Annotated in this window: 32 protein-coding genes; 17 read left to right on the plus strand and 15 right to left on the minus strand. The window is 39.1% G+C overall.

Going from position 1 to position 26967, the window contains the following annotated elements; translation table 11 throughout:
* Positions 1–146: 146 nt before the first annotated feature.
* Positions 147–350: a cold-shock protein gene (locus IYQ92_RS04555; protein WP_195675552.1), complete on the plus strand. Its 204-nt coding sequence runs from the start codon at positions 147–149 to the stop codon at positions 348–350.
* A 64-nt stretch (positions 351–414) separates the two neighbouring features.
* Here IYQ92_RS04555 and mutS read toward each other — a convergent pair whose 3' ends face one another.
* From mutS to argR, 3 genes are read right to left on the minus strand one after another with little or no spacing between them, the layout of a single operon-like run.
* A complete protein-coding gene (gene mutS, locus IYQ92_RS04560; protein WP_195675553.1) occupies positions 415–2997 on the minus strand; it encodes a DNA mismatch repair protein MutS in 2583 nt (860 codons plus the stop codon).
* Positions 2990–3337, minus strand: coding sequence for a YlbF family regulator (locus IYQ92_RS04565; protein WP_195675554.1), 348 nt, complete (start codon positions 3335–3337; stop codon positions 2990–2992). The genes mutS and IYQ92_RS04565 overlap by 8 nt, the downstream gene beginning before the upstream one ends.
* The gene (argR, locus tag IYQ92_RS04570) at positions 3334–3771 is read right to left on the minus strand and encodes an arginine repressor (RefSeq protein ID WP_195675555.1); all 438 of its coding nucleotides are present in this window, start codon (positions 3769–3771) and stop codon (positions 3334–3336) included. Before argR ends, IYQ92_RS04565 begins: the two co-directional genes overlap by 4 nt.
* A 198-nt stretch (positions 3772–3969) precedes the next feature.
* Between argR and argS the strand changes: the two genes are divergently transcribed.
* The gene (gene argS / locus IYQ92_RS04575; RefSeq protein WP_195675556.1) at positions 3970–5661 is read left to right on the plus strand and encodes an arginine--tRNA ligase; all 1692 of its coding nucleotides are present in this window, start codon (positions 3970–3972) and stop codon (positions 5659–5661) included.
* A gap of 176 nt (positions 5662–5837) precedes the next feature.
* On the opposite strand, the gene IYQ92_RS04580 is transcribed toward argS, so the two are convergent.
* Genes IYQ92_RS04580 through aspS form a run of 3 tightly spaced genes read right to left on the minus strand, consistent with a single transcriptional unit; the run spans position 5838 to position 9429 of the window.
* Positions 5838–6710: a YitT family protein gene (locus tag IYQ92_RS04580; RefSeq protein ID WP_195675557.1), complete on the minus strand. Its 873-nt coding sequence runs from the start codon at positions 6708–6710 to the stop codon at positions 5838–5840.
* 30 nt (positions 6711–6740) lie between these two features.
* Positions 6741–7688, minus strand: coding sequence for a YitT family protein (locus IYQ92_RS04585; RefSeq protein ID WP_195675558.1), 948 nt, complete (start codon positions 7686–7688; stop codon positions 6741–6743).
* The gene (gene aspS / locus IYQ92_RS04590; protein ID WP_195675559.1) at positions 7678–9429 is read right to left on the minus strand and encodes an aspartate--tRNA ligase; all 1752 of its coding nucleotides are present in this window, start codon (positions 9427–9429) and stop codon (positions 7678–7680) included. Before aspS ends, IYQ92_RS04585 begins: the two co-directional genes overlap by 11 nt.
* Before the next feature lie 222 nt (positions 9430–9651).
* Here aspS and IYQ92_RS04595 point away from each other — a divergent pair, with 222 nt between their 5' ends.
* Together IYQ92_RS04595 and IYQ92_RS04600 are read left to right on the plus strand one after the other, a co-directional pair.
* Entirely contained in the window at positions 9652–10071 is a 420-nt protein-coding gene (locus tag IYQ92_RS04595; RefSeq protein ID WP_195675560.1) for a helix-turn-helix domain-containing protein, read from the plus strand.
* Positions 10072–10083: 12 nt separating this feature from the next.
* Positions 10084–10404 carry a hypothetical protein gene (locus tag IYQ92_RS04600; RefSeq protein ID WP_195675561.1) on the plus strand — a complete coding sequence of 107 codons (321 nt, stop codon included), beginning with the start codon at positions 10084–10086 and terminating at the stop codon, positions 10402–10404.
* Positions 10405–10442: 38 nt separating this feature from the next.
* Here IYQ92_RS04600 and IYQ92_RS04605 read toward each other — a convergent pair whose 3' ends face one another.
* The 3 genes from IYQ92_RS04605 to hisS form a co-directional block, all read right to left on the minus strand.
* Complete coding sequence (locus IYQ92_RS04605; RefSeq protein WP_229311307.1) at positions 10443–10874, minus strand: DUF3021 domain-containing protein; 432 nt, start codon at positions 10872–10874, stop codon at positions 10443–10445.
* A gap of 1 nt (position 10875) precedes the next feature.
* Positions 10876–11304 (minus strand): LytTR family DNA-binding domain-containing protein, encoded by a 429-nt coding sequence (locus IYQ92_RS04610; RefSeq protein ID WP_195675562.1) that lies wholly within the window; start codon positions 11302–11304, stop codon positions 10876–10878.
* A 130-nt stretch (positions 11305–11434) separates the two neighbouring features.
* Positions 11435–12715 (minus strand): histidine--tRNA ligase, encoded by a 1281-nt coding sequence (gene hisS, locus IYQ92_RS04615; RefSeq protein WP_195675563.1) that lies wholly within the window; start codon positions 12713–12715, stop codon positions 11435–11437.
* A gap of 197 nt (positions 12716–12912) precedes the next feature.
* On the opposite strand from hisS, the gene rpmF reads away from it, so the two are divergent.
* Positions 12913–13095, plus strand: coding sequence for a 50S ribosomal protein L32 (gene rpmF, locus IYQ92_RS04620; RefSeq protein ID WP_000290414.1), 183 nt, complete (start codon positions 12913–12915; stop codon positions 13093–13095).
* Positions 13096–13110: 15 nt separating this feature from the next.
* Positions 13111–13260, plus strand: a complete 150-nt coding sequence (rpmG, locus tag IYQ92_RS04625; RefSeq protein WP_002262412.1) for a 50S ribosomal protein L33 — start codon at positions 13111–13113, stop codon at positions 13258–13260.
* Positions 13261–13530: 270 nt separating this feature from the next.
* On the opposite strand, the gene IYQ92_RS04630 is transcribed toward rpmG, so the two are convergent.
* On the minus strand, positions 13531–13773 hold the full coding sequence (locus IYQ92_RS04630; protein ID WP_195675564.1) for a hypothetical protein: 243 nt from the start codon (positions 13771–13773) through the stop codon (positions 13531–13533).
* Positions 13774–13783: 10 nt separating this feature from the next.
* Positions 13784–16810, minus strand: a complete 3027-nt coding sequence (locus IYQ92_RS04635; RefSeq protein WP_195675565.1) for an SEC10/PgrA surface exclusion domain-containing protein — start codon at positions 16808–16810, stop codon at positions 13784–13786.
* 160 nt (positions 16811–16970) lie between these two features.
* On the opposite strand from IYQ92_RS04635, the gene IYQ92_RS04640 reads away from it, so the two are divergent.
* Complete coding sequence (locus IYQ92_RS04640; protein WP_000183893.1) at positions 16971–17306, plus strand: helix-turn-helix domain-containing protein; 336 nt, start codon at positions 16971–16973, stop codon at positions 17304–17306.
* Positions 17307–17340: 34 nt separating this feature from the next.
* On the opposite strand, the gene IYQ92_RS04645 is transcribed toward IYQ92_RS04640, so the two are convergent.
* Positions 17341–18093, minus strand: a complete 753-nt coding sequence (locus IYQ92_RS04645; RefSeq protein WP_229311308.1) for a hypothetical protein — start codon at positions 18091–18093, stop codon at positions 17341–17343.
* A 263-nt stretch (positions 18094–18356) separates the two neighbouring features.
* Between IYQ92_RS04645 and IYQ92_RS04650 the strand changes: the two genes are divergently transcribed.
* The 10 genes from IYQ92_RS04650 (at position 18357) to IYQ92_RS04695 (ending at position 24770) form a co-directional block, all read left to right on the plus strand.
* On the plus strand, positions 18357–18653 hold the full coding sequence (locus tag IYQ92_RS04650) for a hypothetical protein (RefSeq protein WP_045771982.1): 297 nt from the start codon (positions 18357–18359) through the stop codon (positions 18651–18653).
* 47 nt (positions 18654–18700) lie between these two features.
* The gene (locus IYQ92_RS04655; protein ID WP_195675566.1) at positions 18701–19174 is read left to right on the plus strand and encodes an RNA-binding protein; all 474 of its coding nucleotides are present in this window, start codon (positions 18701–18703) and stop codon (positions 19172–19174) included.
* A gap of 12 nt (positions 19175–19186) precedes the next feature.
* On the plus strand, positions 19187–19930 hold the full coding sequence (locus IYQ92_RS04660; RefSeq protein WP_045771984.1) for a type IV secretory system conjugative DNA transfer family protein: 744 nt from the start codon (positions 19187–19189) through the stop codon (positions 19928–19930).
* Positions 19931–20246: 316 nt separating this feature from the next.
* Complete coding sequence (locus IYQ92_RS04665) at positions 20247–21497, plus strand: replication initiation factor domain-containing protein (RefSeq protein ID WP_195675567.1); 1251 nt, start codon at positions 20247–20249, stop codon at positions 21495–21497.
* Between the two features lie 75 nt (positions 21498–21572).
* Positions 21573–21833, plus strand: coding sequence for a helix-turn-helix transcriptional regulator (locus tag IYQ92_RS04670; protein ID WP_195675568.1), 261 nt, complete (start codon positions 21573–21575; stop codon positions 21831–21833).
* Between the two features lie 97 nt (positions 21834–21930).
* Entirely contained in the window at positions 21931–23196 is a 1266-nt protein-coding gene (locus tag IYQ92_RS04675) for a tyrosine-type recombinase/integrase (RefSeq protein WP_195675569.1), read from the plus strand.
* A gap of 411 nt (positions 23197–23607) precedes the next feature.
* Entirely contained in the window at positions 23608–23787 is a 180-nt protein-coding gene (locus IYQ92_RS04680) for a hypothetical protein (RefSeq protein WP_195675570.1), read from the plus strand.
* Positions 23788–23797: 10 nt separating this feature from the next.
* Complete coding sequence (locus IYQ92_RS04685; protein ID WP_000680531.1) at positions 23798–24367, plus strand: hypothetical protein; 570 nt, start codon at positions 23798–23800, stop codon at positions 24365–24367.
* A 2-nt stretch (positions 24368–24369) separates the two neighbouring features.
* Positions 24370–24579 carry a helix-turn-helix transcriptional regulator gene (locus IYQ92_RS04690; RefSeq protein ID WP_000516405.1) on the plus strand — a complete coding sequence of 70 codons (210 nt, stop codon included), beginning with the start codon at positions 24370–24372 and terminating at the stop codon, positions 24577–24579.
* A 2-nt stretch (positions 24580–24581) separates the two neighbouring features.
* Positions 24582–24770 carry a hypothetical protein gene (locus IYQ92_RS04695; protein ID WP_195675571.1) on the plus strand — a complete coding sequence of 63 codons (189 nt, stop codon included), beginning with the start codon at positions 24582–24584 and terminating at the stop codon, positions 24768–24770.
* A 158-nt stretch (positions 24771–24928) separates the two neighbouring features.
* Here IYQ92_RS04695 and IYQ92_RS04700 read toward each other — a convergent pair whose 3' ends face one another.
* The 3 genes from IYQ92_RS04700 to IYQ92_RS04710 form a co-directional block, all read right to left on the minus strand.
* The gene (locus tag IYQ92_RS04700) at positions 24929–25387 is read right to left on the minus strand and encodes a helix-turn-helix domain-containing protein (RefSeq protein WP_195675572.1); all 459 of its coding nucleotides are present in this window, start codon (positions 25385–25387) and stop codon (positions 24929–24931) included.
* Positions 25388–25825: 438 nt separating this feature from the next.
* Positions 25826–26413 (minus strand): NUDIX hydrolase, encoded by a 588-nt coding sequence (locus IYQ92_RS04705; protein WP_195675573.1) that lies wholly within the window; start codon positions 26411–26413, stop codon positions 25826–25828.
* Between the two features lie 47 nt (positions 26414–26460).
* The coding region (locus IYQ92_RS04710) for an IS982 family transposase (protein ID WP_195675574.1) at positions 26461–26967 on the minus strand (507 nt) is incomplete at its 5' end.

Below are 26967 nucleotides of genomic sequence, written 5' to 3' on the forward strand. Positions count from 1 at the left end.
GTAGTTTTCAAATAAGGTCTTTTCATTGACATCCCATCAATATACTGTTAGACTAAGCAAGTATTAAGTTTTAAAGTTGTATTCTTGTTTTTCATTTTTACCTTTTTTATTTTTTACACGATTATTTAAAGAAAGGTAATAACCAAATGACACAAGGTACAGTAAAATGGTTTAACTCAGAAAAAGGCTTCGGCTTTATCGCGAGTGAAACTGGCTCAGACGTTTTTGCTCATTTTTCAGAGATACAAGCACCAGGCTTCAAAACTCTTGAAGAAGGGCAAAAAGTAACATTTGAAGTTGTTGATGGTCAACGTGGCCTACAAGCAACTAACATTAACATTGTAAAATAATGTTTATCGCGCCGTTAGGCGCTTTTTCATACCTAAAAACCGAGTCACAAGGGCTCGGTTTCTTTTATAACAATTGTTTCAATTCAAAAATAGCGTTCATCGCTTGCATTGGGGTCAAATTCATCAAATCAATAGCTCGGAGTTTTTCAATAACCGCATCGGAATCTGGAGCTTCCGCAAACAAGGATAGCTGTCCTAGTTCTGGTTCAGAAATGTCGTGACGACTTGGATTTTCCACCACTGTTGCCTCTTGACTAGCCTCACCATCTACTGACAAATGAGCTGCGCTGGCTTCCAACTGACTCAAAATGATATCAGCTCGTTCCAGCAAATCTTCTGGTAACCCAGCAATCTTTGCCACATGAATCCCATAGGATTTATCAGCAGGACCGTCTGCAATTTTATGTAGGAAGGTCACTTCTCCATTTTTTTCCAAGGTCGCCACGTGAACGTTGACGAGATGTGTCAACTCATTTGACAATGATGTCAATTCATGGTAGTGAGTCGCAAACATCGTTTTAGCACCAACTTTATCATGAATGTACTCAATAATTGACTGAGCCAAGGCCATACCATCATAAGTCGCTGTCCCACGTCCAAGCTCATCAAAGAGAATCAAAGAATTCTGACTGGCACGCTTAACCGCCTGGTTAGCTTCCATCATCTCCACCATGAAGGTTGATTGCCCAGAAATCAAATCATCTGCCGCCCCAATACGTGTAAAGATAGCATCAAAAATTGGCATGTCAACCTTATCTGCGGCAACAAAAGCTCCCAGCTGAGCCATAATCACTGTCAAGGCTAGTTGACGCATGTAAGTTGATTTACCACTCATATTTGGTCCAGTAATCAGCTGAATATTGGTCTGGCTGTCAAAATGAATGCTGTTTGGGATGTACTCTTGAACGCCCATCACTTTTTCAACTGTCGCATGGCGCCCATTTTCAATGGTAATACTATGTGTATCATTGAAATTTGGACGAACGTAATGATAGTTCTCTGCCACCACCGCCAGGCTCTGCAAAACATCCACCGTAGCAATCGTTTTAGCCAATTTTTGCAGGCGCTGGATATAAGTCTCTACCTGAGCGCGGATACGCATGAAAATATCATACTCCAGACTTGATGACTGCTCACGCGCTTCCAACATCTCTCCTTCAATTTTGGCCAGCTCAGCTGTCCCAAAACGTTCAGAATTTTTCAAGGTGGCCTTACGGAAGAAATGGTCAGGAACCAAAGAAAGGTTGGAATTTGTCACATGAAAATAATAGCCATCTTTCCTATTGTAATCAATTTTTAGAGTTGAAATACCACTCGCTGCGCGCTCCTTAGCTTCGATTTCAGCAATCCAGCCCGTTCCCTCGCGAAGCACTTTACGATAATTATCCAGTCGCTCATCAAAACCTGTACGGATAATATTCCCTTCGGTAATAGTTGCTTGAGCCTCTGGGTCAATAGCAGAGCGAATCAAGTTTTCTAGTTCTGGCATGATGTCAAGATCGTCGACAAGACTGTCAAGTTCACTGCGCTCAAAAGATTCTAGAATAGCTTTAATCAGCGGAACCTGGGTCAATGTATTGCCCAACTGAAGCAAGTCCTTAGGATTAGCCTTACCAAACGAGACACGACTGGCTAACCGTTCAATATCATAAACACCCTTAAGACTCTCCGTCAAATCGCTACGTTCAAAGAAATGATCAAGAAATACCTGGATGACATCCTGACGAGCCTTAATACGGCCCTGATCCACCAAAGGACGATCAATCCATGTGCGTAACAAACGCATTCCCATCGCTGTTTTGGTTTCATCCAATAACCAGTAGAGACTGCCATGCTTCTTACTGGTGCGCGCATTTTCTAACAAGTCCAGACTGCTTTTTGTCGCATAAGACATTTGAAGGTAGTCTTTAATTTCGTAATGGACAACCTTCTGTAAATGACTGAGTTCACGTTTTTGAGTACGATGAACATACTGCAAAAGTTTTTCAGCGGTAGCAATTTCAAGAGCTGTCAAGCTCTTGTCAATCAAATGAACATCCTCAAAACGCTCTCTTTCCTGAGATAAGAGAAGATTCATCTGCTTAGTTAGGATATGCTCATCAGCCTCTGTCAAGTCAAATCCAAGGACAACCTCACGAGCTTTGAGGTTCATAATTTCACTACGAACAGCAGCGAAGTCGGTCAGCTCTGTCGCAAAGAACTCACCTGTTGACACATCCATATAGGATAGCCCGAATTTGTCCCCTTCAGCATCTAGGGCCACTAAGAAATTGTTAGCATTATCTGGCTTGGTACTGTCAACCATTGTCCCTGGGGTGATGACTTGAACAACTTCACGTTTGACAACCCCCACTGCTTGCTTTGGGTCTTCCATCTGCTCTGCAATAGCTACCTTATAGCCCATTTCAACCAGAACATCAATGTACTGTTGGGCAGAATGATAAGGCACGCCCGCCATCGGAATAGGGTTCTCCGCATTTTTATTTCGGCTAGTTAAGCTGATTTCTAAAATCTGCGCCGCCTTGACCGCATCCTCATAAAATAATTCATAAAAATCGCCCATGCGGAACATCAAAAAAGCATCTGGATAGTTTTTTTTGATGTCCAGATACTGCTGCATTCCTGGCGAAATCTTCTCTTTAGCCATTTCCTAGCTCCTTGTTGATTTTTTCTTCCAGTGTCTTCGTTACGTATTGTAAAAGGTCGCTCGCATCCTGCATCTTGTCTCGATAATCTTGGACAAAAGGGCTCTCAGCCAGTCGCTCCTTAATTTTGTCCGCTTGCTCACCAGCTTGGTGGGCAGCTTCTTTTTTGTCGATTTTGTTAAATAGCACAGCGTCTTGTTGATAAGCCTTCATCTCATGAACCAGGTGCTCATACTCAGGAAGTTCCCTTAACCTCTTCTCCACCTGTTGGTAGGCTTGAACACTGTCATGTTGGCGTAACTTATCTCCCAATTTCTGGAGAGATTCTTCAAATGTACTCATAAGCTATCTGACAATTCACGCTCCAAACTCTCAGCTGTCGAAGCATCTTTACAAACTACCAGCAAGGTATCAGCGCCAGCTATTGTCCCCAAAACCTCTGACATCCCAGCGTCATCAATCAAATTGGCTAAAACATCAGCTTCACCCAACTGAGTGTGCAAAATGAGCATAAACTCCGCCCGTGACACCGTCAGAATGTAGGAGCGTATCGCTGGATTGAACTGGCTTGTAACAGGAGCCGCCAGGCTATAATAGAGCTTACCATCTGCATTGCGGAGCTTCAATAAGCCAATTTCACGAAGGTCGCGAGACAAGGTTGCCTGTGTCACTGTAATCCCCTCACTTTGCAGTTGCTCCTTAATCTCTTCTTGAGTACTAATGTGCCCAGTCTGAATCAATTCCTTAATTCGAGACTGTCTTTCCTTTTTATTCATAATCTATCAGTTCCTTTTTCTCTAATAATACCCGATAATTATACCAAAATTCCCGCATTTTTTCACTCTTCTTCCTGTTAAATTGAATAAAGTGATAAAAATATTCATTTTTTGACAGGCTTATCACATCCAACTCGTTTATTTTCTTGAAATATGGTAGAATAAAATGACTAATTATCTTATTTTACAGGAGACATCATGGATACAAAACAACTAATTGCTTCAGAGATTGCAAAAGTCGTTCCTAATTTGGAACAGCACACTGTGCTATCTCTCCTTGAAACACCCAAAAATTCCGACATGGGGGATTTGGCTTTCCCAGCTTTCTCTCTCGCTAAAATCATGCGTAAGGCCCCTCAAATAATTGCTAGTGACATTGCTGAGCAAATTGATGCTAGTTTCTTTGAAAAAGTAGTTGCTGTGGGACCATACATCAACTTCTTCCTTGATAAGTCTAGCATCTCTGCTGACATTCTTGGTCAGGTGGTCGCACAAGGTTCTAACTATGCCAACCAAGAAATCGGTGGCGGGCGCAACGTTGCCATTGACATGTCTAGCCCAAATATCGCTAAACCTTTCTCAATCGGTCACTTACGCTCTACCGTTATCGGTGATAGTCTGGCAAACCTGTTTGAGAAAATCGGCTACAAAGCTGTTAAAATCAATCACCTCGGTGACTGGGGTAAACAATTTGGGATGCTTATTGTTGCCTATAAAAAATGGGGAGACGAAGAAGCTGTTAAAGCCCATCCTATCAATGAGCTTTTGAAACTCTACATCCGTATCAATGCGGAAGCTGAAGAACATCCTGAACTTGATGAGGAAGCTCGCGACTGGTTCCGTAAATTGGAAGCGGGAGACGAAGAAGCTATAGCACTTTGGCAATGGTTCCGCGACGAAAGTCTTGTAGAATTCAATCGTCTTTACGACGAACTTGGTGTTACGTTTGATAGTTTTAATGGCGAAGCTTTCTACAATGACAAAATGGATGAAGTCGTTGATATCCTAACAGAAAAAGGACTTCTAGAAGAATCTCAAGGTGCCCAGGTTGTTAATTTGGAAAAATATGACATCGAACATCCTGCCCTTATCAAAAAATCAGATGGAGCTACGCTCTACATCACTCGTGACTTGGCCGCTGCTCTTTACCGCAAACGACAATATGATTTTGCTAAATCAGTCTACGTTGTTGGTAATGAACAATCAGCTCACTTTAAACAATTGAAAGCCGTTCTCAAAGAAATGGGCTACGCTTGGTCAGATGATATTACTCACGTCCCATTTGGTTTGGTAACTAAAGAAGGTAAAAAACTTTCTACGCGTAAAGGTAATGTCATCCTCCTTGAACCAACCGTTGCTGAGGCTATCAGCCGTGCAGCAGCTCAAATCGAAGGTAAAAATCCAAACCTCGCTAACAAAGAGGAAGTTGCTCATGCTGTTGGTGTGGGAGCCATCAAATTCTACGACCTTAAAACTGACCGCCTAAATGGCTACGACTTCGACCTTGAAGCTATGGTGTCATTTGAAGGGGAAACCGGACCTTATGTTCAATATGCCCACGCTCGTATCCAATCAATCTTGCGTAAAGCTGATTTCACTCCAAGTACTGATGCCACTTATAGTTTGAACGATGCTGAAAGCTGGGAAATTATTAAACTCATTCAAGACTTCCCACGCATTATTGTTCGTGCAGCTAACAATTTTGAGCCTTCTATCATTGCTAAATTTGCTATTAGCCTTGCTCAAAGCTTCAACAAATACTATGCACACACTCGTATTCTAGATGAAAATCCAGAACGTGATAGCCGCCTAGCCCTCTGCTATGCAACAGCAACTGTCCTTAAAGAAGCACTTCGCCTACTCGGTGTGGAAGCTCCAAACGAAATGTAAATATAAAAGGCTGGAAATTAAATTTTCCAGTCTTTTTTGCTATCTTTATTTCATGTGGATAAATCTAAAAAGTGAATTCTACTCATCCACAATATTTATGCTCTAGAAAAAGCCCGCTAGCTGTTAAAGCTAAACTCAAACAACCAGTGGGCTTTTTACATTCTTACATGGCTAAATCATTTATCATAATTTTTTCGACGGATTTTGAAGTCCGAACTGACAACTTCATCAACGTCAATAATGGAGATAAAAGCATCTGGGTCAATTTGAACCATAATTTCTTTGACATCTCTGACTTCGCTCGGATTAAGTGCCACGTACAAAACTTTTTGTTGACGCCCTGAGTAAGCCCCCTCCCCGTGAAGATAGGTAACCCCTCGATTGATTTCTTGAAGAATGGCTGTCGCTGCTTCTTCAGATTTGGACGTTACAATCAGCATACCGCGGACAGTGTATCCACCATTTTGAACCACAGCCAAGACCTGACTAAAAACAAAACTTGCAACCAGAGTATAGAGCATATGACGAAGGTCAATATAAGTCAAGGAAGCTATCAGAACCAAAGCATCAATAGCCAACAAGGTTTGACCTAGCTTAAACCCAAACTTCTTTTCCACAATGCGACCGATAATATCTGTTCCCCCAGTTGTGGCACCATAACGAAAAACAAGACCACTGCCAACACCCGAAAAGAGCCCAGCCACCCCGGCTACCAAAATCATGTCATTTTCAAGAGATAGAGTGACGGGAAATTGTTGCCAAATCCAAATGAAGACCGACATCAGTACCGTTCCATATATGGTCAGCGCCAGCGATTTTTTCCCAAAAATTTTCGCACCTAAAATGAATAAAGGGAAATTCAAAATTAGAGATGACAGCGCTGGGTCAATGCCGTAAAGGGAATGGAGAATGAGGGTAATCCCTGCAATACCGCCTTCTGCCAGATGATTAGCCATGTTAAAATTGACAAAACCAAAGGTGTAGGTAGCAACACCGACTGCAATCAGCACTAAATCTTTTACTTGAAGATGACGATCATTGTGCTTCATGATTTTCCTCCTTCACTTGAAAAACGGTATCTATTCATCCTCCTCAACAAATCGTCCCAAAGTATGGACATTTTCTGCGATGGATACAAAAGCTGTTGGATCTGATTGTTTCATGATTTGTTTAAAATCACTGTACTCTTCACGTGTGATGGTTGTAATTAGCACAGCTTTTTTCTCATGATTATAAGTACCCTCAGCATCATTGATACGGGTAACACCTCGATGAAGCTGTTTGTGAATCTTTTTAACGACACGGTCTGGGTAACTGGTTACAATCATGGCCTGCATTTTCTTTTGTTTGGTATAAATAGCATTGGTCACGCGGCCAGAGACAAAAATCGTCACCATAGAATACAGGGCATATTTCCAACCAAATAGGATACCGGCAAAAATCATGATAATTCCATTGACCATCATGGAAATATTGCCGACATCACGACCAGTCTTCTTACGAATCGTCAAACTGACAATGTCTGTTCCACCACTTGAAATGCGTGATTTCAAACCAAATCCAACCCCAGTCCCCATTACCAATCCACCAAAAATCGCATTGATTAGGGGGTCAGTAGTGAGTGTAATCTGAGGAATAATCTGGATAAAAAGGGAGCTAACCGTAACCGTAATAAAAGTAAAAATGGTAAATTTATGTCCAATTTTGTACCAAGCTAAGATTAGGAGCGGAATGTTAACCGCATAAAATACCAAGGCGATGGGAATCTCGTAGCCAATCAAGCGATGACTAACTGCTGAAATAACCTGCGCTAGACCTGTCGCTCCACTAGAATAAACATGTCCAGGTTGAAAGAAAAAATTGACTGCAATACTGGACAGCAAACCATAGAGAAGAGAAGCTGAGATCTTCTCAGCATACTTTTCCCTAGAAATGCTCTGCAATGTTTCAAACAGACCAAACTTCTTAGCCGCTCGGCTAATGACAAATTTTGCCTTCTTATCAATAGGTGCTTTTTTAGTCTTCATTGCTTTCGACGTTTAATGCTAATTCTTCCAATTGTTGAGCAGATACAAGACTTGGTGCTTGTGTCATTGGGTCGCTTGCTTTATTGTTTTTAGGGAAAGCAATCACTTCGCGGATGTTGTCTTTTCCAGCCAAAAGCATGACGAAACGGTCAAGACCGATTGCAAGACCTCCGTGTGGTGGGAAACCGTAGTCCATAGCTTCAAGTAAGAAACCAAATTGGTCATTTGCTGATTCTTCTGTGAAACCAAGTGCTTTAAACATACGTTCTTGCAAGTCTTTGTGGTTGATACGGAGACTACCACCACCGAGCTCGTAACCATTTAAAACAATGTCATAAGCAACGGCACGAACTTTAGAAAGGTCACCTTCAAGCTCATGAGCTGATTCTTCTGTTGGCAAGGTGAATGGGTGGTGAGCTGACATATAGCGACCTTCTTCTTCAGACCACTCAAACATTGGCCAATCAATCACCCAAAGGAAGTTGAATTGAGACTCATCAATCATGCCAAGTTCTTTAGCAATACGTGTACGAAGGGCACCTAGAGTGTTATTAGCAACTTCCAATGTATCCGCTACAAACAAGACCAAATCGTTATTTTCAAGATGTAAACTTTCTGTCAAGTTACTTTCCACACTTGTCAAGAACTTAGCAACTGGCCCTGAAATAGCATCATCAACATATTTAATCCAAGCAAGACCTTTAGCTCCGAATTGTTTAGCCACTTCTGTTAATTTATCAATGTCTTTGCGTGAATATTTGTCGGCATTATTTTTAACGACAATAGCTTTAACAACTGGTGCTTGAGAGAAGACTTTGAAGTCAACATCTTTGACAACTTCTGTCAAGTCTTGTAAAAGCATGTCAAAACGTGTATCAGGTTTATCTGAGCCGTAGTTGTTCATGGCATCATCGTAAGTCATACGTGGGAATGGAAGAATGACATCGATACCCTTCGTTTCTTTCATAACACGCGCAATCATACCTTCAGTGATATCTTGGATATCTTGGTCAGTAAGGAATGATGTTTCCAAGTCAACCTGTGTAAACTCAGGTTGACGGTCACCACGGAGGTCTTCATCACGGAAACATTTAACGATTTGATAGTAACGGTCAAAACCAGCATTCATTAACAATTGTTTTGTGATTTGTGGGCTTTGTGGGAGGGCATAAAAATGACCTTGACTAACACGACTTGGAACCAAGTAGTCACGTGCACCTTCTGGTGTTGATTTCGTCAACATCGGTGTTTCAACGTCAATAAACTCAAACTCGTCAAGATAGTTACGGATTGAGTGAGTGACTTTAGCACGTAATTTGAAGTTTTCAAGCATCTCTGGACGACGAAGGTCAAGGTAGCGGTAACGCATACGAGTATCGTCATTTGCTTCAATACCATCTTTGATTTCAAACGGTGTTGTTTTTGCAGTGTTTAAAACAGTAAGTGCTTCGACTTTCATTTCTACTGCACCAGTCGGGAGGTTATCATTGGCTTGTTCACGCGCAGCAACCGTACCAGTCACTTCAATAACATATTCGCTACGAAGGCTTTCAGCTGTTGCCATCACATCACTAGAGACCACTTCAGGATTGATGACCAATTGCATAATCCCTTCACGGTCACGAAGGTCAATAAAAATAAGCCCACCAAGGTCACGACGACGGCTAACCCAACCTTTCAAAGTAATCTGACTGCCAATGTGTTCGCTACGAACACGCCCTGCATACATAGAACGTTCCATTTTATTATCTCCATTTTATTAAAAATTTCATTCCCACCTATTATATCAAAAAGCACTACAAAACCCCACCTTTTGTGAGGAAGTTTTTAGCTTTCCTGGTCAATTGCTAGCGCCTAGCTAGATGACAAAGAATTTTGACAGAAAAAATGAACTTTGTCCACTGCATTTGATAGACAAGCTCAACGATTTCTAATAAACTTTAAGTAGAAAAGAGGAAGAACCATGACTGATATTAGAAAGGTTGGGCAAGTGCTGAAAACTGCCCGCAAGCAACACCAGATGACGCAAGAGCAGGTTGCCGACCTCATTCAAGTGTCCAGGCAGACCATTTCCAACTGGGAAAATGATAAATCTTATCCAGATATTGTCAGCCTCATAAAGCTGAGCGATCTTTATCAGATTAGTCTGGACCAGCTTGTTAAAGGAGACCAAAAGATGGTAGAACACCTCATCAAAAGTACCGACGCTGTCACTAGCAATCGTAAACTCATTCTTGCTGCCAGTCTTAATCTGGTTCTGCTACTTATTTTTATTCTAGCCAGTCAATACATCAGTGCTAATACCTATCTCGTCTTTGCTTGTGCCCTTCTTGGGCTGGCAAGTTGTGTTTTTCTATTTTTCCAAATCATCAATCGTATTTAAGGAGGGTTTGTCATGCTTCTCTACATTCTTTTAACAATTGGCATCATTTGCTTCGCGAGTTTTTACATGGCCTATCAGATTTTTCAAATTGTTCTGATTGACGCTCAAGCCCGTGGAATAGAACGCCCGCGTTTCTGGGCTTGGCTTGCTGCTGGTGGGCAACATGCTGAAGGTATTTTACTCTATCTATTCAAGCGTAAGAATTACCTCCCCAAACAACTTGCTCCTGATCAGCAAGAAAAAATCAATCTCGCAAAGCAAAATGCCAAGGTTAGTATCTTGTTTATGGTCTTAGCTGTTGTCATTTTCCTTATCACTATTTTATGGACCTAAAAATTCCCCAGAGAAGCATTTTCTTTGGGGAATTTTCTTTAGATAATGTTTTTAAGAGTTTTTTTCATTTTCTGTAAACTAATCCCAAAAATGATAGCATATATCACTGCAAAGATAAGGCTAAAGAATAAGATATTAGCTAGATTAAGCGGAAACCAGCCTGCTAAAATGCCTAAGGGTAGCAGACCTAAAAACATCAAAATAAAATGCGTCGCAGTCATCCGTAAGAGGCTCCAGTCTTGCTGAAAAAACCAGTCTCCAACTTGGAACAAGACTCCAATCAGTCCCCAAAGCAAAATACACACTGCCATCGTTCCCACTCCTGTCAAGTGTTGGGCATACCAGATTCCCATGGTTGAATATGGGTTGACAGGGCTGTAAACATCCGTAAACAAACTGCTAATAGCTACTGAAATCAGTAAGCCAATAGTCACTCCGCGCAACGCAGCATTTATTAATTTTGACATCATGCTATAACCTCTCTTTCAAAATAGCAACATAACGGCGAGATGAATAGGCCACGGTATCCTCGTGTAATTTCAATTCTACCAAGCCTGTTCGGGTCACTCGCACATTTTTCACATAAGTACGATTGATAATCTCTGATTGTGAAATTTTGATGAAATCTTCTCCCAGTAAGGGCTCGACTTCTTTTAAAGAAGACGACCGCTCAAAGTTTCCTCCAATAGTTTCTACCTCTAGCTTGCGCCCATAGCGATAGATTCTAATGATGGCATTCTGTTGCAAGCGATAGGTTTCCCCATTCTTTTTAGCCTGCAAGAATGTCGGCTCAAACAAGCTTTTGATTTGCCCTTCTAACTGAATAATAGCCTCATCTCGGTTATCTGTATAAATGACAATCTCTTCTCTATGATTATCCAATTCCGTTCTGACTTTCATTCTCCCGCCTCCTTACAGATTTATTAAACCACATCCCCTCACACAAGCATAGCGATTTTGTCTATTCGGTCATTTTTGTGGTCTAAGTGGTCAAAAAAAACAGCTTTCCACAAAGGAAAGCTGCTTCAAATTACAATCCTAATTCTGCCAAAACACTTGCAAAGTCGGTCTTAATGCGGTCAAAAGTAACGGTTACTTCTTGACGAGTTTGGTTATTTTTAACAGCTACTTGACCTGCTTCAACCTCACTACCACCTAGTGTGATAATTGTTTTAGCACGGAAGACATCGGCTGATTTGAACTGGGCCTTGATTTTGCGCCCTAGATAGTCGCGTTCTGCCTTGAAGCCTTGTCGGCGAACGGCTTGGGTCAATGCTAGCGCAGCCACATTGGCGTCAGCCCCCAAAACAGCCACATAAACATCAAGTCCTTGCTCAACAGGAAGCTCAATGCCCTGCTTTTCAAGAATCAAGAGCAAGCGCTCTAGACCAAGTCCAAAACCAAAACCTGCTGTCGCCGGGCCGCCAAAGTACTCAACCAAGCCATCATAACGCCCACCCGCACAAATAGTCAAATCAGATTTTTCGACCTGTGTGATGAACTCAAAAATCGTGTGATTGTAGTAGTCAAGACCACGAACCATGTTAGTGTCAATGACGTAAGGAATGTCAAGTTCTTCAAGCATGCCACGAACAGCATCAAAGTGTGCCTGACTTTCTTCATCCAAGTAATCAAGAATAGACGGCGCATTTTCAACTGCTACTTTATCTTCTTTTTCTTTCGAATCAAGTACGCGCAGCGGATTTTCATCCAAGCGACGTTGACTATCTTTAGAAAGCGACTCACGCATTGGTGTCAAGTAATCAATCAAAGCCTGACGATAAGCAGCACGGCTAGAAGGATTTCCCAAACTGTTTAGGTGAAGGACCACATCCTTAATACCTAGCTCCGCAAAGAGTTGATAAGCCATAGCAATGGTTTCCACATCTGTTGCTGGGTTGCTTGAACCAAAGCATTCAACCCCAACTTGGTGGAACTCACGTAAACGACCAGCCTGTGGACGTTCATAGCGGAACATAGAGCCGATGTAGTACATCTTAGTTGGCTTTTGAACTTCTGGGGCAAAAAGCTTGTTTTCAACGTAAGAGCGCACAACTGGAGCTGTTCCTTCTGGACGAAGGGTGATGTGACGGTCACCTTTATCATGGAAATCATACATTTCCTTAGTCACGATATCGGTCGTATCCCCAACTGAACGGCTGATGACTTCGTAGTGCTCAAACATTGGCGTACGAATCTCATCGTAATTATATTTTTTAAATGTTTCACGTGCAACATGTTCCACATACTGCCACTTGGCAGATTGCCCTGGAAGAATGTCCTGCGTACCTTTTGGTTTTTGGAGTTTCATTGATTTTCCTCGCTACTTTATTAGTCTTTTCTATTTTATCATAAAAATAGCGGAGCTGGTATGCTATTCCCTCTTGCTGCACCAGCAATTTTTTAAGAAAAAAGTGTCAAGTAACTTTACTTTACAAAAAAGATGTGTTATTCTATTAAAGTTGATTCAAAATCAAGAACAAAATATTTAATCGGAGGATAGAAAAAATGGCAGTACCTGCACGTCACACTTCAAAAGCGAAGAAAAACAAACGTCGTACACACTACAAATTGACTGCTCCATCAGTACAATTTGACGAAACAACTGGAGATTACTCACGTTCGCACCGTGTATCACTTAAAGGATACTACAAAGGACGTAAAATCGCTAAAGCTAACGAAGCTAAATAATAGAAGGGAGATACCATGCGCGTAAATATTACACTTGAACACAAAGAATCTGGTGAACGCTTGTACCTTACTTCAAAAAATAAACGTAACACTCCAGACCGTCTTCAATTGAAAAAATATTCACCAAAATTGCGTAAACACGTGATTTTTACAGAGGTTAAATAAGGTTTCATTACATTTCAGTGCACGCTGAAAAAGCTTGATTTCATAGGGTTTTTGAAACATTGAATTTCACTATAAATCATTTGAAATCAGTTCTATGGCAACCTTTTTGGCAACCTTTTTTGAAAATATAAAAAAGAAAGTCATCAATCGAAGAATAAAAAGTCCTAGATTTTTTCTAGGATTTTTGCTTTCTCTTGGTACTTTTGGAAATAAATGTTATACCATATAACAAAAAACTCTTCCTACAATTAATGTAAGAAGAGTTTCTTTTTAGTTGTTTCTATTAATTAAGTATTGTATTAAATACTTAATTAAATGGTAACCTAAAATAGATACTACTATAATTCCTATTATCCAGATTACAACTGTCATTAGTCCACCCAAGAAAGAAATAAGGCCAGTAATAATAGCATCTCTAGTAAAATAAATAATCGTTAAAGGTATCAGCGCAAGTACGCACCCACAACCTGCACATCCTGGTTCATCACTGACTTCCTGAATTAATATCGCCATGAGTTATATCCTAATTCTTCCTTTTACGTTTCCCTACGCATCCAATCCCTAGTCCTGCAATCATACTTGCACCAAGCAAACCAAGTAACGATTCTTGTGATCCAGTATTTGGTAACGAATTTGCACGTTCAACACGTGAATAAGTGGTTTTACCGTCAACTGGTGCCACTCCTGCCTGCTTCACAACGCTAGTAGGCAATACCCCATCTTCGCTAGTAGGAACTACTACCCTAGATACAGTCCCATCGTTGTTAAGAGTGTATTGAGTACCCTCGATAGAGATAGAGCCATCAGCGTTCTTAGTTGCTTTAGTACCATCCACTACGTCAACAACATTACCATCAGCGTCAACTACCTGTACTACAACACCACCATTTGCAACGATAGCATCAGCCTTATCTTTAAGAGCCTGCAAACGTGCAACTTCAGCCTCAGCCTTGTCCTGTTCAGCTTTCACAGTTGCCAAACGGAGATATTCTACGTTCTTAGCGTTTGAGTCTTTCTTAAGAGTTTCGTAACGCTCTTTAGCAGTCTTAAGTTCATCAGCGAGTTTGCTAGACTTAGCTTTAGCATCAGCAAGCTTAGAATTCAAGTCAGCCAATACTGTTGCCTTATTAGCCAATTTAGTGGCAAGGTCTTCAGCTTTAGCACTAGCAGTGTCAAAGTTTGTTTTAGCAACTTCTTGTTTAGTACGAGCGTCTGTAAGAGCTGTTTGAGCAACTGCTACGGCTTTAGAAAGAATTTCAAGAGTTTCTTTTTCTTTAGCAAGTACCCCATTAGCAGTTTCGCTAGATTTCTTAGCTTCAGCAAGTTTAGTCTTAGCTACTTCCAAAGCTTTAGCTTTATCTGTTGCACTAGCCTTAGCTAAAGCAAGAGTTTCCTTAGCAGTCTGAAGAGATGCCTGATCTGATTCAAGTTGAGTTTGAGCATCAGCCAACGCTTTCTCAAGAGCTGGGATATCTACAGTACCCCCTACCAAATCAGCCAAACGTTTCTGAGCATTAGCAAGAGATTCCCTAGCAGTGTTATAAGCAGTCTCTGCAGTAGCTACTTTAGATTTAGCGTCTTGGTTAGCTTTTACTGCATTGTCATAGTTTGTTTGAGCTTTAGCAACTGCTACATCGTCTACAATTGTACGTTCTACATCTTTATAAACTGGAGTTACAGTTTCTTTAGGGTTTTCAAGTGTTTGATAAGGATTGTTGATAGCTTTACCGTAAGCATTACCTAGTACAGTGTAAGTGCTTGGTGCACGGTCAATCATGCCATTGTAAGTGTTTGTGAATCCAAAATCAATACCTGCAGTTGTAGAAGTACCCTTAAGACCAAGAACTTCCAAGGCTAGGTCAAAGTTGTCTGAACGCTTACCATCAACACCACCGTAAGCTTCGCCAAAATACCCCATACCTGAAGTACCATAAAGTTGGTTACCCAAGTTAGCAAAGATCTTAGCTTTCAAGTCGAACATAGTCTGCTTACGTCCGTCATTGTTTTCATAGCTGACGTTATTAGCAGGTTTTTGCCCGATAACAGTTGTATCTGCAGAGTCAATACCTTTAACAGTATCTTGCAAGCTTACACCAGTGTACTTCAAAGGATTCTTAGGGTCTGACATAGAATTCCAAAAACCGTTAGCTTCAAGTTGAGTTCCATCCATGTCTTTGTAATCTGGGAATAGAGTGTTAAAGATAGAAGTTACGGTCTTCTTAGCTTCAGCAACACTTTGATCGGTTACAGTTACCAAGTTAGTACCAACTTTGAAACGTAAATCGTTAAGCAAAGCAGTGTAGAACAATGCCAAATCAGTCAACTGGCTGTCAGACAAGTTGTTAACATCCAACTTAGTTGTTGCATCTGTGTTAGCAAAGTTGAAATCCATGTTTTTAACCCATGAATTATATGCAGAAGATGTAGGAGCTGACACGATAGCTAGATTGTTGCCATTTTCGTCACCCTTCTTGATTGCGTCCTTAACGGCTTGGACAGACCCTGTACCTTTAGCGAGGGCTTTGATTGCGTCCAAATAAGCTTGGCTTGTAACGATACCGTTAGTTTCTGTAAAGTTAGAATAAGCAACACCCTTGTTCAAATATACCCCATCAGCTGTTACAGTTGTAACTTCACCTACTTTGACAGTTTCTGTTACAACTTTACCTTTTTTAGCTTCATCGAGAGCAGACTTAGTTGAATTTTCAGTTGCTTGAGTACCTTCTTGGGCTCCTTTAGCAGTATCATACGATTTAGAAGAGCTTTCAACAGTACCCTCAGCAGTTGCTACAACATTCTTTTGATCTTTGATTGCTTGGTCTTTGTTAGTTACAGACAACTTAGCTGCGTCAAGAGAGTCTTTTGCAGATTTTACGTTAGTAGTATCTTCTGCAACTTTTGCAGTCAAATCTTTAACGTCTTGATCCAATTTAGCAGTATCTGTTGTAGCTGAAAGAGCTTCTACTTTCTTCTCAGCATCTGCAACTGCACTTGCAGTCTTTTCAACATTTGACTCAGCTTTAGCAACTACGTCTTTTTGATTTGCTTCTTTAGTTGTAGCGTCAGTAAGGCTCTTTTCAACACTTGTTGTAGCTGTTGTAGCTTGGTCTAGTGTTTCTTTAGCTTTCGCTTGTTCTGATTTAGCTTGTGCAACTACCTCAGGAGTAACCTTTTCAACTTCTTTAATTTGACTACCCAAGTCAGTAACAGTGTTTTGGTTATCAGCTACAGCCTTCTCAGCACCACTAACAACACCCTCTTGAGCGTTCAATGCTTGATTGGCTTGGTTAGCTACAACCTTAGCATCTGCAACTTGTTGACCTGTTACTGTTTCAGCTTTAGCTTCAGTAGGCTGTGCTACTGGGGTTGTTTCAGCCTTAGCATCTTTCGCAACTACTTCTACACTACCTGCAGTAGTATTAGCTGGAGTAGCCTCATCAGCACTAACTACCGATACCCCACCCGCAACCGAAAGCGCCAATACAGACACAACCGCACCAGTACGCAACTTCTTAATAGAGCCGTGACCCTGAACTTCTTTTTTAAACATGAATGTTTTCTCCTTTTTCATTAACTATCTTAAAAGACTGTTTCACTGGAATTATACCACACTATACAGTCTTTTGTATACTATTGATATATATTGTTCAGTCTCCTAAGGGTGGTAACTTTCATGAAGTAACCTTGTATGATGATAGAGAGGTATCGTCATGACAAATAATAATAGTTTAAAAGAGTTTGTAGCTAAACAAATCAGACATTTAAGGCTGGAAAAAGGACTAACACAAGAGTATCTAGCAGAAAAAGCCGATCTTGGCTTTAACTACATTTACCGTTTAGAAAGCAAACAGTTAAACGTTAAAATAGATACTATAGAGAAAATTATGAAGGCATTACAAGTTGATGTTAACACCTTTTTCAATGTAGAAACTCAAAATCGAGAAAATGAATTTAATCAACTTATTCAAGATATTGAAAATCTTCCTAAAGAAAAAAGAGAGCCTACAATTAAAGCTCTCAGAGATATAATAAAACAGATAGAGTAAGCTAAGTCGAAAATGACTTGGCTTTTTGTGTGCATTATTCTAGATAGTTGTCAAATCCATTTCGTGTTTGAACTGACTTTATGTATTGTTCTAAATTATCCCAATCCTCATATTCATCAACTATTTTAAAGAAATCCAATCGTTCAGCTACGTTGCAAAAAACTCTAAGATTATCTTCTGTCTCAAAAATCTTCTCAACTAGTGGGAGATAGTCTAAAGACTTCGATATAGTGTCAAACTTAGAAAAGATTTGATACAGGTCATCTCTTTTAGAAATATAGTTGTAAAAGAAACTATTCCAGACACTCCAATAATAATCTGAAATTTGTGTTCCTTTACTTGGTTTATTTAGTCTATTTAAACTACTTTGAATAGATTTTTCCATTGATTCAGAAAATAGTTCCCTCGATAACACTCTCATGTCAAGCTTATCTAGCTTATTAGACAAGATTTCATCGACTTCTTTTATAGTCGCTTCATTTCCCTCTTCAATTTCTTTAGTAATTTGTTCAGCCAGATTTTCCAACAGTGTATTAGCTTCATTTGAAGTTTCAGAATCAAATGATGGAAAAATACTTAAGTAATTTACCCTTGATACATATTTTCCAGATAACAAATTTTCTACTGTTTTATCAGATACATGAAAATATCGAACTATATAAAGTATTTTAGCATTATAGTCGCCACTAATATTTTCTTTTTCCTTAAAAGCTTGAAAATCTTCTAATCGGTGCATTAGGTTTAAAGTAACAGTTACTAACATACGTTCTTCCATTTTTATTTTCATAAAAATATCTCCTAGTCAAATATATGGCTTCATCTTAACATACAAATCCAATATAATTCAATAGATGTTACAAAACTTAGTGTAAAACGCTTTCATTTTATTTTAAAATAAGTTAGTCACTTTCATTTAGTTATTATAGCAAGATGTATTAGTCAAAGGCATAAGTTAGGTAACAAAATATCGTCTAATTTTCTACAATAATAATGTGTGATAGCTATCTCACACATTATTATTTACCCAAACGGGTTAGAAAGAGGTGGCTTATGGAGGCTACACAAACTACAATTCAGGGGCGTCTAATCGGTGCATCAGAAGTAAAGGATTTTACTTCTGGTCTCAGCACTGGACAAACCCAACTAACTATTGGAGCACGCACCCCAGAGGGACGCTTTAGTCAAACCAATATCAAAGTTGATACAGTTAATGTATCGGACTTTACATCTTTATTTGATGAGAAAGTAGAAATCATTCTTGAAAATGTTTCTATCAATGCATATACCAGTGGAAATCGTGCTGCGCTTTCAATAAAAGCTAAGTCTGCTTTTATTGAATTGGTTTAATGGATAATGGGGAGTATCTCCCCTTATCCTTATAAAGGAATTATTATATGTCGTTTATATCTTGGTTGATAATCTTATTTGCTGGATTTCTTTATTTAGCTCTTAGGGTAAGTGAAATTAGAGAAAAGCAGAAACAGGCTCAGGCGCTTCAGTTAAACCTTCCAACAATCACAGCAGATATTGAACAGGTAATTGAAAAAAGCGCCACTGTTTCAGGTCAAAAACTTCTTTTAGATAGTCGCAACATTCGATTCTTGCAAAGTAACGATGACAATAGCTCTCACCTTGTTAGTTTTCCAATTATGTTATCAAAGGATATTGATATCGATAATGAAGAAAGCTATGTTCAACAAGTCTTTTTAATAGAGTTTAACAAGTACCTAGCTAAATCTACAACCTATGAAAGCTGGTCAGACAAAGGGCAGTGGCTTTCTGTTACGCCTCAATTCGGAGAACGATTACGGTATAATGATCAGTATTGTCTAAATTTAGGAATTCGGTTTTCTTACACTTCTAAATAGGAGGATTAACAGATGAAATGTTTTCTTGATAAAAATCTAGCTGATTATGGGAACCATTTCTTCTGGGATATACCTGTTGAGCGTGTACCCCACGCTCTTTTGGTAGGTTCCAGTGGGTCAGGTAAGACTTTTGCGACTAAAATATTATTGGCTCGCTTTGCTCACACCTACCCAAGAGCCACGTTCCTAATCGGCGACTACAAGGCTGACTCGGATTTTGCCTTTTTAGACGGATGTAAAGGTTTTAAGCGTTTTGAAGAAGTCTCTGAGCTCCTTACTTTAGCATTATCAATTCTTGAAAACCGCCAAAAGGGAATGGATACCTCCAGAGAATTTGTCGTGATTTGCTTTGATGAGTTCAATGCATGGCAGAATAGTCTAGATAAAAAAGAGCGTGAACAAGCCATTAAAGATTATACTCGTCTTATCCAATTGGGACGTTCCTTCTCGATTTATGTCATTGTTTCCCAGCAAGATGCTCATAAATCTAGTCTGGGATTATCTCGTGATTCTATCGGTACAGTTATCGCACTCGGTAAATTATCTAAAGAGACAGTCGCCATGCTTTTTTCTGATGAAAAAGATGATATTGCTCGAAACAACTCCAGAGGTGTCGGCTACATGAAGATAGATGGTCAAAATAGTCGCCATATTCTTGTACCAAGTTACAACATGTCTCCTTTAGAAAATCTGATTCGAGAAGCTATTCAACGTTCAGACTGCTATTTTCTTGATGAAGAGGCTGTTGCCCCGTAGCTCAAAAGCGGAGGATCAGGCCTACAGCCTCGCCAGCTTTAGCTGGCTGTTATACGGGGGACATGTAATAACCCCCGTTCCATTGTCACCTAAATTCTTTGCTTTAGAAATCCCACTTTAGGGAAAGAACTTCTCTCTACTTTAAAAAGCTCTCAAATCAAGTCTTTTCGTACTTGATAAAACTTAGGGTGCTTATTCCTTGAAATAGTGGAATAATTAAAATATAGAAATTTCGCTACTCAAGCAATAGTTAACAAAAACAATCCTTACCGCCCTGTTAACTTTCACTCATTAGGCGGACTGAAAGAAGGAGATTATGTCTTATAAAAATGAAATTGAAGAGTATCTTCAAAAAAACAATAACCGCAAGCCAGTCATTATGACCAGCGTTGATGAAGTAACGTTTGTTATAAAGCCCACGGAAGATACCGTAGGAGAATACCCAGATAATTGGTATCAAATTGCTTCATCTCTATCTGAGACAGTAGCAGAGAAACTATCTTTGCCAAAACTATTTGGAAAATATGCTCCCTTAAAAACGCCACCAGCAGGCTATACAGACGGCTTTACCTTTCAGCATCTCCCCTATTATTTTGCGATTGCGTGGCATCAAACTAATTTTACTATGGGTATCATCTTAAAATGGTCAGCATCAGCTTTGTCTCACTATAAAGCCACCTATCAAGACTATTACGGTGAAGCGATTGACGTTCACAATATCGCACAATTGCTATACGCTGATTATTATGATTTGCGCCTGTCTCGTATTGACCTTGCTGTTGACTACTTTAACTACTTAATGTCTGTCAATGACCTTTACCAAGGACTTAAAAAAAGGCAATATATCGTCACGAATCACAAGGGGCGTAAGAACGTATCTAAAGTCAGCGCTCAAGAAGTAAACGGCCATGCACAAACCATTTATCTGGGTAGTAAGCAAAAAAATGTCAATTCTCTGTTACGTATTTACAATAAATACCAAGAGCAACTAGACAATCAAGGTCGTTACATGCACTTAACCAAATACTGCGATACTTGGGTTCGTATGGAAGCCTCCTACAAAGGGACGTATAGCAATCAAATCCTAGCTTTATTACTGGATATTGATAGCCCTCAAGATTTAAGCAAACTCATTGTCAATAAAATGATTGATAAGTACTGCTTTCATGATACAGAGTCTGGTAAGCCTTTGCCATTCACTAGTGACTTGCTTAAAGGATTCGGGATCTTTCCAGAACTTGAATCTTTGAACTCTCGAAACAACGACCTACTAGCAACGATTTCATATTTGATGAAAGGTAGCGGTTTCTACCCTCTTTTGAAGAAAATTGAAGAAGTCTGGGGAACACAAGCCCGTAATCACTTTATCATTAGACTAATTCAAGAGTATGAGACCAACTACACTCCCAACCCAGATGTAGGATTATGGTTAAATAAATTTGGAGCAGAACTTGAGAAACTCAATTTCAAAGACTTCCTTGAAGACGCTTTCCAAATTTTTTATCAAAAAAATAACATCACCCCTAAAGATTCCGCCAAGAAGCCAAAGAGTGATGCTACAAATTGAGAGATAGGCAGTAGCTTACCCCTACTGCTAGTATCTCATATTTCAATAAATTTTTCCAAAGAAAGTGAGACTAGTATGGCTAGTAATAATTTTGAATTAAAGCAAATTGGACACATGCTTCATACCATTATTGAGTTGCTAAAACACTTGAATAGTGAAAAGAGTATTTCAGGTATCTATACGCAAAAAGAACTTCTTTCCTTACTCAGTATTTCTCCCAACACACTTAAATCATGGGAAAACAAAGGTCTAAAACGATTAGAGCCGCCTATTGAGGGTACTAGGACAGTCTATTACCGTATAGATGATGTAATTGACTTTCTAAGCAGTAACTAGAAGAGAAATATGCTAAAATAGATGTATCAAAAAAGAAAGTGAGAAATACAATCTATTTTAGCTTTTTTCATCCTTCGATTGATTGAAGAGAGCAACCATGAATACAGAAAAAATTATCCATAAAGGAAAAAGCATTTTAAAGAGAACAAAGGACAATGGCGAGACTAGTTATTCAGCTAAAAGTATTTATTTAGGACTTGATTCTAAAACTGGAAAACCAGTCAAAACAACTATTACAGCTAAAACCTTACGTTCTTTAGACCGAAAAATCATACAAGCTAAAATTGATTTTGAAGAAAATGGTTCAACAAGGAAAGAAACTGTTAGTCTTACTACTTTATCAGACTTAGCAGAACTTTGGTTTTCAAATTACGAGACTTGGGTTAGTTCAGATAACACGCTAAACCGAGTAAGAAATTATCTTGATACCTATATACTTCCGAAATTTGGGCAGTATCAACCTGATAAAATTACTTCATCAGATATACAAAACTGGGTTAATCAACTAGCAAAAAAATCTAAAGAATCTGTGGATGCAGGTATCAAGAGAGCTGAAAAGGGTTCAGCTAAAGATTTTGGAGCTATTGCCCATAAATTAAGTGATATTTTTGATTTTGGAATAACACATTTTGAACTCAAATTTAACCCCGTTCAGTCTATCAAAATCCCACCAAAGCCCAAAAGCAACCAAAAACGTATTATGGTACTACATGATGACGATTTATCAATTTGGCTAAGTAAAGTTACCAGTCTCCCTAATACTAGAGCTAATCGCCGATTTAAAGTTATTTGCGATAGTTTACTTGCTTCAGGTATGAGAATCAATGAACTATTAGCATTGACTATCTATGACCTTGATTTTGATAATTCCGAAATACTAGTTAGTAAAACACTTGTTTGGAAAAATGCAAAACCAAAATTAGGTTTGAAAGGCGAAGTCGTTTGTAAAAACACACCAAAATCTGATTCAGGTAACAGACGAATAGCTGTTCCGTACCAAATCATTGAGGAGCTTCAAAATTTCCACGATGAGATGAATCTCTATTTCAAGAAAAATAATCTTCCAAAAAGCAAGTTAATCTTTCCTACTATTTATGGTAACTATATGTGCGACAGAAACGAACGTGCAACACTCAAAAAGCGACTGCGTGAAGCTAGTCTGCCAGATTATGGTTTTCACTTATTCCGTCACACTCACGCATCCATGATGTTGAATGCTGGAATGAATTGGAAAGAATTACAAGTTCGGATGGGACACAAATCAATCAAGACTACAATGGACATTTATGCTGAACTTGCTCCTAAGAATCAAACTCAGGCGGTCGATATCTATTTAAACAAAATAGCTGAGCTGACCTCTTAAGTCTGTGGCAACCTTTTTGGCAACTTTTGATAGTTTTTATCAAAATCAACAACCCTTAAACGTTGATTTAATAAGGTTTCTAGCAACTAAAATAGATTTTAAGTATTCCTTACTGAAGTTAAGTAATTGAACACACAATAAGCCTATGAAACCAACGTTTCTGGGCTTTTTTCTTGCTTAAACTATTCTTCTGGCTGAATTTTGTCTGATTGAGAAAAGATTAGAAAATATCTTTTGATTTAATACTTGTATTCTCTTTTTTAATGTGATATATTTATAACGTAGAGGTGATATATTTATAACAAATGTTACGGTCACCAATCCTTTCTTACAAGAAAATCTGCCATTAGGCACAAGCCTAAAAATTTTACTGTTCAATGTGAACTATTTCTAACAAAGGAGGAACACATCATGTTTAAATCACAAAAAATAGGGCTCATCATTTCGACACTGATGACTAACCTTTTCATTATTAGCTACGTTTTTCTAGCTACAAACCTCAGTCTTTTGGCTAAAATATTGATTAGCCTTACACCAATTATCGGTAGTGCCATTGGATTTTCTGCCTTCTACTTTAAAGACAGGAAATAAGAAGAATAAGATGAAACACATCAAAAAATGGTTAATTTGGACTTGGTTACCTGTTATGCTACTACTGTGGCTATTAACTCCGCCAAGTAATTCCCCCTGGATAAAACACACTGTTTTTCTAGTCACGATTACCATGCAAGGACTTATTTTCTGGCTTGTTTCCAAGGCACAATCTCAAGAAGACGAGGAAAAGTATTTTGGACTGACAGAGAAGTTATATGGTATGACCTTATTTACCGCTATGGCCATTTACACTAAAGGTATCTGGATAATCACACCAGCTACTAGTCCTATCTGGCTGAAACACCTTTTTCTAGGTTCTGGCTTGTTTGTCCTCATTCTTTGCTTTCTCTATTTTGCATTAAAAAAAGTTGATGAACAAGCAGACGAGCGTTTCTATATGAACTTGGCAAAGGCAGCCTGCACAACCCTGGTACTGATAGTTCTATCTCTGATAGTGTTGAGCATAGTAACATTTTTCCTTCCCTTCACCCTAAGAACAGGCATGGTTTTGATTTTTACTGCATCCATGATTGTGTTTTTTGACCTGTTTTTCCTCATATTTGAAAAGAGGGGTTAGATATGGGAAAAATTCTAACAAACTTAAAAGCCATCCGAGAAGACGCCCGCATGACCCAGCAAGAATTGGCGGATAAGATTGGTGTACGACGGGAAACTATTCTCCACTTGGAGAATAATCGATATAACCCTTCGCTTGAAATGGCGCTTAAAATCGCACGTGTCTTTGGCATGTCCGTTGAAGATATTTTCCGCTTAAATGAGGAGGTCTAGTCATGAAAAATCACATTTGTACCTACTGTGGTGCTGACCAATTTGTTGTTAAAAAACAACTGAAAGGTTATGCAGGATTAGTCCAAGAAGAGGCTAAATTCGTTTCAGGAGGTATTGCCCTCTATCATGAAATTTGTAAAAATTGTGGTACTGTTCATAGAAGTTTTGTGAAGGATGCTGAGAAATTATAAGCGATTCTAATTGTGGTTTTAAATATGCTAAAAAGGCCTAGAAAATCAACGTTTCTAGGCTTTTTTATTTTTGTTTAGAATAATATGTTGTTCAGCATAGTTAGTCTCGCCAGTGATTCCTAAGAAAAGAGTAATCCAATACCATCAGGTTTTGATAATCAATTCTCAAGTTTTATTAAATAAAGTTGATACAAAAAATAGGCAAAGAAAACTATGGCTAATAGTAGGTAGAACAAGTCATCGTTCAAAGTTCTAAGGTAGAGAATAAACAAAAGTGTGCCTGTACATTTCACTAAAAGTGCTAAGCGCTTATTCCCCATTCTTTCAAATTGATAAAAAATAAAGCGAACTAAAAGAACAGCGGGTGATAAAATAAAAACCAATATTCCCCAAAGTAGCTCCTTACTTCCTATCAGATCTTTTAAAGATGTTTTTTTCTCTACTGGACTGATATTAAGTTCTCTAAACAAAAGTTTAAGAGAAAGTTGATCAGGCACACTCTTGCCTAGCTCCCACTTGGATATGGTCTGCCTCGTCACAAAAATTTTATCGGCCAATTCTTGTTGAGTAAGCCCTTTTTGAAGCCGAGCCTTTTTAATCACTTCTGAAAATTCCATTTTTCCTACCAACTCTGAAAACGACTAGAAAAATTGTTCCGTTAAAAAACAACTTATCAAAGCGATACTAAGAACACTACTATTCATACGATTGCTAAACATATTCACCAATATAAGGACGACAATAAGTAATCGAACTATTCTGGGATACTTTTTACAAATAACAATAAGTAACCTTAGTAAGGGAATCAATAAAATCCAAACTAAACCAAAGCATAAAACTCCAATGACATCACTCTTATGACTACTAATCATCTTTTGCATAAGCTTGCACCCACCTTTCAAACCAGTTATATAAAATATTAGGTAACGGCACACGCAACACTTATCTAATACTCATTGAAAATCAAAACTATCCGTTGTTGACTTCGACTTGCCGTACCCAAGTACTGTCTGCGCCTCGTCGCCTTGGCTAGATTGATTTTCTTCGAGTATAAATCAGCGCAACGGTGTAAGGCGGGACCACATCATAGCTATTTTCGTCATCACATCATAAAAGGGAATTTTGCGGTCGTGATGGCTAAACTTGTAATCAGCACCATTGCGAATCCGTTCAAAGGGAAAATCATTAGTTGTCAATACCTTGGTTGACAAGCGATAATACTTGGGTAGCTGCTGCAACAAAGCATTAAGAGGAACAGCAAAGAGACGAGCAACTTCCTCATTGGGCTTTAGTTTACGCCAATCGTCAAGCAAAAGCTGACCAATAAAACAATGAATGGTGCGGTAACTGTAAACCAGATAATCAATTTCCCCGAAAACCCTGATTTGCTCAGATCTCACATTAAGTTCTTCCATCGTTTCACGAATCGCAGTCTCTTGAAGGCTTTCATTTCCCTCAGAGGAACCTCCTGGAAAAGACACTTCTCTCGGCTGTGAAATCATCTCACTGCGTACCTGGTAAAGCACCTGCCATTCTTGATGGAGCTCATCCCAAACTAGAGGTAAAAGTACAGCGTAACTGTGAGTTTCTCCCAGAGGTTTCGGTTCATAATTTTTTAAAAGCTGGCTAAAATCCTTTTGCATGTCAACCCTTCATTATTCCTAAATTAAACTTATCATAACTCGTGGTGCTAGTTAATTTCAAAATATCTTAAATTATAAGCTAATACGATTTGCTCTATCCTCAATTGCAATCCCGTTTTTCCTCTAACTAGTGTTTGTTCCATATCGAAAAGCGTACAAAGTTCTGAAAAACGTGTCTCAATAGTCCTTCTCATAGCCATTAGTTTCCAATGATTATGTTGCTTAGCCCCTGCCATATTTTGACGCAAGGGAGTCCAAAGATGATACCCTTTTTGTTCCAAACTATTTCTAAGTTCACGACTAAGATAGCCTAAATCAGCCAAAATGTACGGGTGATGGCAGTTTTCCAATAAGTCATCAACTACTCTAATATCGTGAACAGATGCTGATGTCACAACGTAGTTTAGAATATAGCCTGATAGGGTGACTAGCATATGAACTTTGAACCCATAGAACCATAGATTCTTGGAGGCATTGTAACCAATGTCTGCCAAGCCATCAAAAATACGTGTTCTATAGTTACGGACTGGTTGACATAGTGGTAAGGGAAAACT

The organism is Streptococcus sp. HF-1907 (assembly GCF_015594605.1).
GTDB lineage: Bacteria > Bacillota > Bacilli > Lactobacillales > Streptococcaceae > Streptococcus.

Coding starts and splice junctions, on each gene's coding strand:
- rpmF (WP_000290414.1), top strand. CDS start 12,913: ATGGCAGTACCTGCACGTCACACTTCAAAAGCGAAGAAAAACAAACGT.
- IYQ92_RS04580 (WP_195675557.1), bottom strand. CDS start 6,710: ATGAAGCACAATGATCGTCATCTTCAAGTAAAAGATTTAGTGCTGATT.
- IYQ92_RS04680 (WP_195675570.1), top strand. CDS start 23,608: ATGTTTAAATCACAAAAAATAGGGCTCATCATTTCGACACTGATGACT.
- IYQ92_RS04610 (WP_195675562.1), bottom strand. CDS start 11,304: ATGAAAGTCAGAACGGAATTGGATAATCATAGAGAAGAGATTGTCATT.
- aspS (WP_195675559.1), bottom strand. CDS start 9,429: ATGGAACGTTCTATGTATGCAGGGCGTGTTCGTAGCGAACACATTGGC.
- IYQ92_RS04660 (WP_045771984.1), top strand. CDS start 19,187: ATGAAATGTTTTCTTGATAAAAATCTAGCTGATTATGGGAACCATTTC.
- IYQ92_RS04640 (WP_000183893.1), top strand. CDS start 16,971: ATGACAAATAATAATAGTTTAAAAGAGTTTGTAGCTAAACAAATCAGA.
- IYQ92_RS04645 (WP_229311308.1), bottom strand. CDS start 18,093: ATGAAAATAAAAATGGAAGAACGTATGTTAGTAACTGTTACTTTAAAC.
- rpmG (WP_002262412.1), top strand. CDS start 13,111: ATGCGCGTAAATATTACACTTGAACACAAAGAATCTGGTGAACGCTTG.
- mutS (WP_195675553.1), bottom strand. CDS start 2,997: ATGGCTAAAGAGAAGATTTCGCCAGGAATGCAGCAGTATCTGGACATC.
- hisS (WP_195675563.1), bottom strand. CDS start 12,715: ATGAAACTCCAAAAACCAAAAGGTACGCAGGACATTCTTCCAGGGCAA.
- IYQ92_RS04705 (WP_195675573.1), bottom strand. CDS start 26,413: ATGCAAAAGGATTTTAGCCAGCTTTTAAAAAATTATGAACCGAAACCT.
- IYQ92_RS04595 (WP_195675560.1), top strand. CDS start 9,652: ATGACTGATATTAGAAAGGTTGGGCAAGTGCTGAAAACTGCCCGCAAG.
- IYQ92_RS04555 (WP_195675552.1), top strand. CDS start 147: ATGACACAAGGTACAGTAAAATGGTTTAACTCAGAAAAAGGCTTCGGC.
- IYQ92_RS04675 (WP_195675569.1), top strand. CDS start 21,931: ATGAATACAGAAAAAATTATCCATAAAGGAAAAAGCATTTTAAAGAGA.
- IYQ92_RS04685 (WP_000680531.1), top strand. CDS start 23,798: ATGAAACACATCAAAAAATGGTTAATTTGGACTTGGTTACCTGTTATG.
- IYQ92_RS04655 (WP_195675566.1), top strand. CDS start 18,701: ATGTCGTTTATATCTTGGTTGATAATCTTATTTGCTGGATTTCTTTAT.
- IYQ92_RS04585 (WP_195675558.1), bottom strand. CDS start 7,688: ATGAAGACTAAAAAAGCACCTATTGATAAGAAGGCAAAATTTGTCATT.
- argR (WP_195675555.1), bottom strand. CDS start 3,771: ATGAATAAAAAGGAAAGACAGTCTCGAATTAAGGAATTGATTCAGACT.
- IYQ92_RS04670 (WP_195675568.1), top strand. CDS start 21,573: ATGGCTAGTAATAATTTTGAATTAAAGCAAATTGGACACATGCTTCAT.
- IYQ92_RS04635 (WP_195675565.1), bottom strand. CDS start 16,810: ATGTTTAAAAAAGAAGTTCAGGGTCACGGCTCTATTAAGAAGTTGCGT.
- IYQ92_RS04650 (WP_045771982.1), top strand. CDS start 18,357: ATGGAGGCTACACAAACTACAATTCAGGGGCGTCTAATCGGTGCATCA.
- IYQ92_RS04695 (WP_195675571.1), top strand. CDS start 24,582: ATGAAAAATCACATTTGTACCTACTGTGGTGCTGACCAATTTGTTGTT.
- IYQ92_RS04600 (WP_195675561.1), top strand. CDS start 10,084: ATGCTTCTCTACATTCTTTTAACAATTGGCATCATTTGCTTCGCGAGT.
- IYQ92_RS04665 (WP_195675567.1), top strand. CDS start 20,247: ATGTCTTATAAAAATGAAATTGAAGAGTATCTTCAAAAAAACAATAAC.
- IYQ92_RS04605 (WP_229311307.1), bottom strand. CDS start 10,874: ATGATGTCAAAATTAATAAATGCTGCGTTGCGCGGAGTGACTATTGGC.
- IYQ92_RS04700 (WP_195675572.1), bottom strand. CDS start 25,387: ATGGAATTTTCAGAAGTGATTAAAAAGGCTCGGCTTCAAAAAGGGCTT.
- IYQ92_RS04690 (WP_000516405.1), top strand. CDS start 24,370: ATGGGAAAAATTCTAACAAACTTAAAAGCCATCCGAGAAGACGCCCGC.
- IYQ92_RS04565 (WP_195675554.1), bottom strand. CDS start 3,337: ATGAGTACATTTGAAGAATCTCTCCAGAAATTGGGAGATAAGTTACGC.
- IYQ92_RS04630 (WP_195675564.1), bottom strand. CDS start 13,773: ATGGCGATATTAATTCAGGAAGTCAGTGATGAACCAGGATGTGCAGGT.
- argS (WP_195675556.1), top strand. CDS start 3,970: ATGGATACAAAACAACTAATTGCTTCAGAGATTGCAAAAGTCGTTCCT.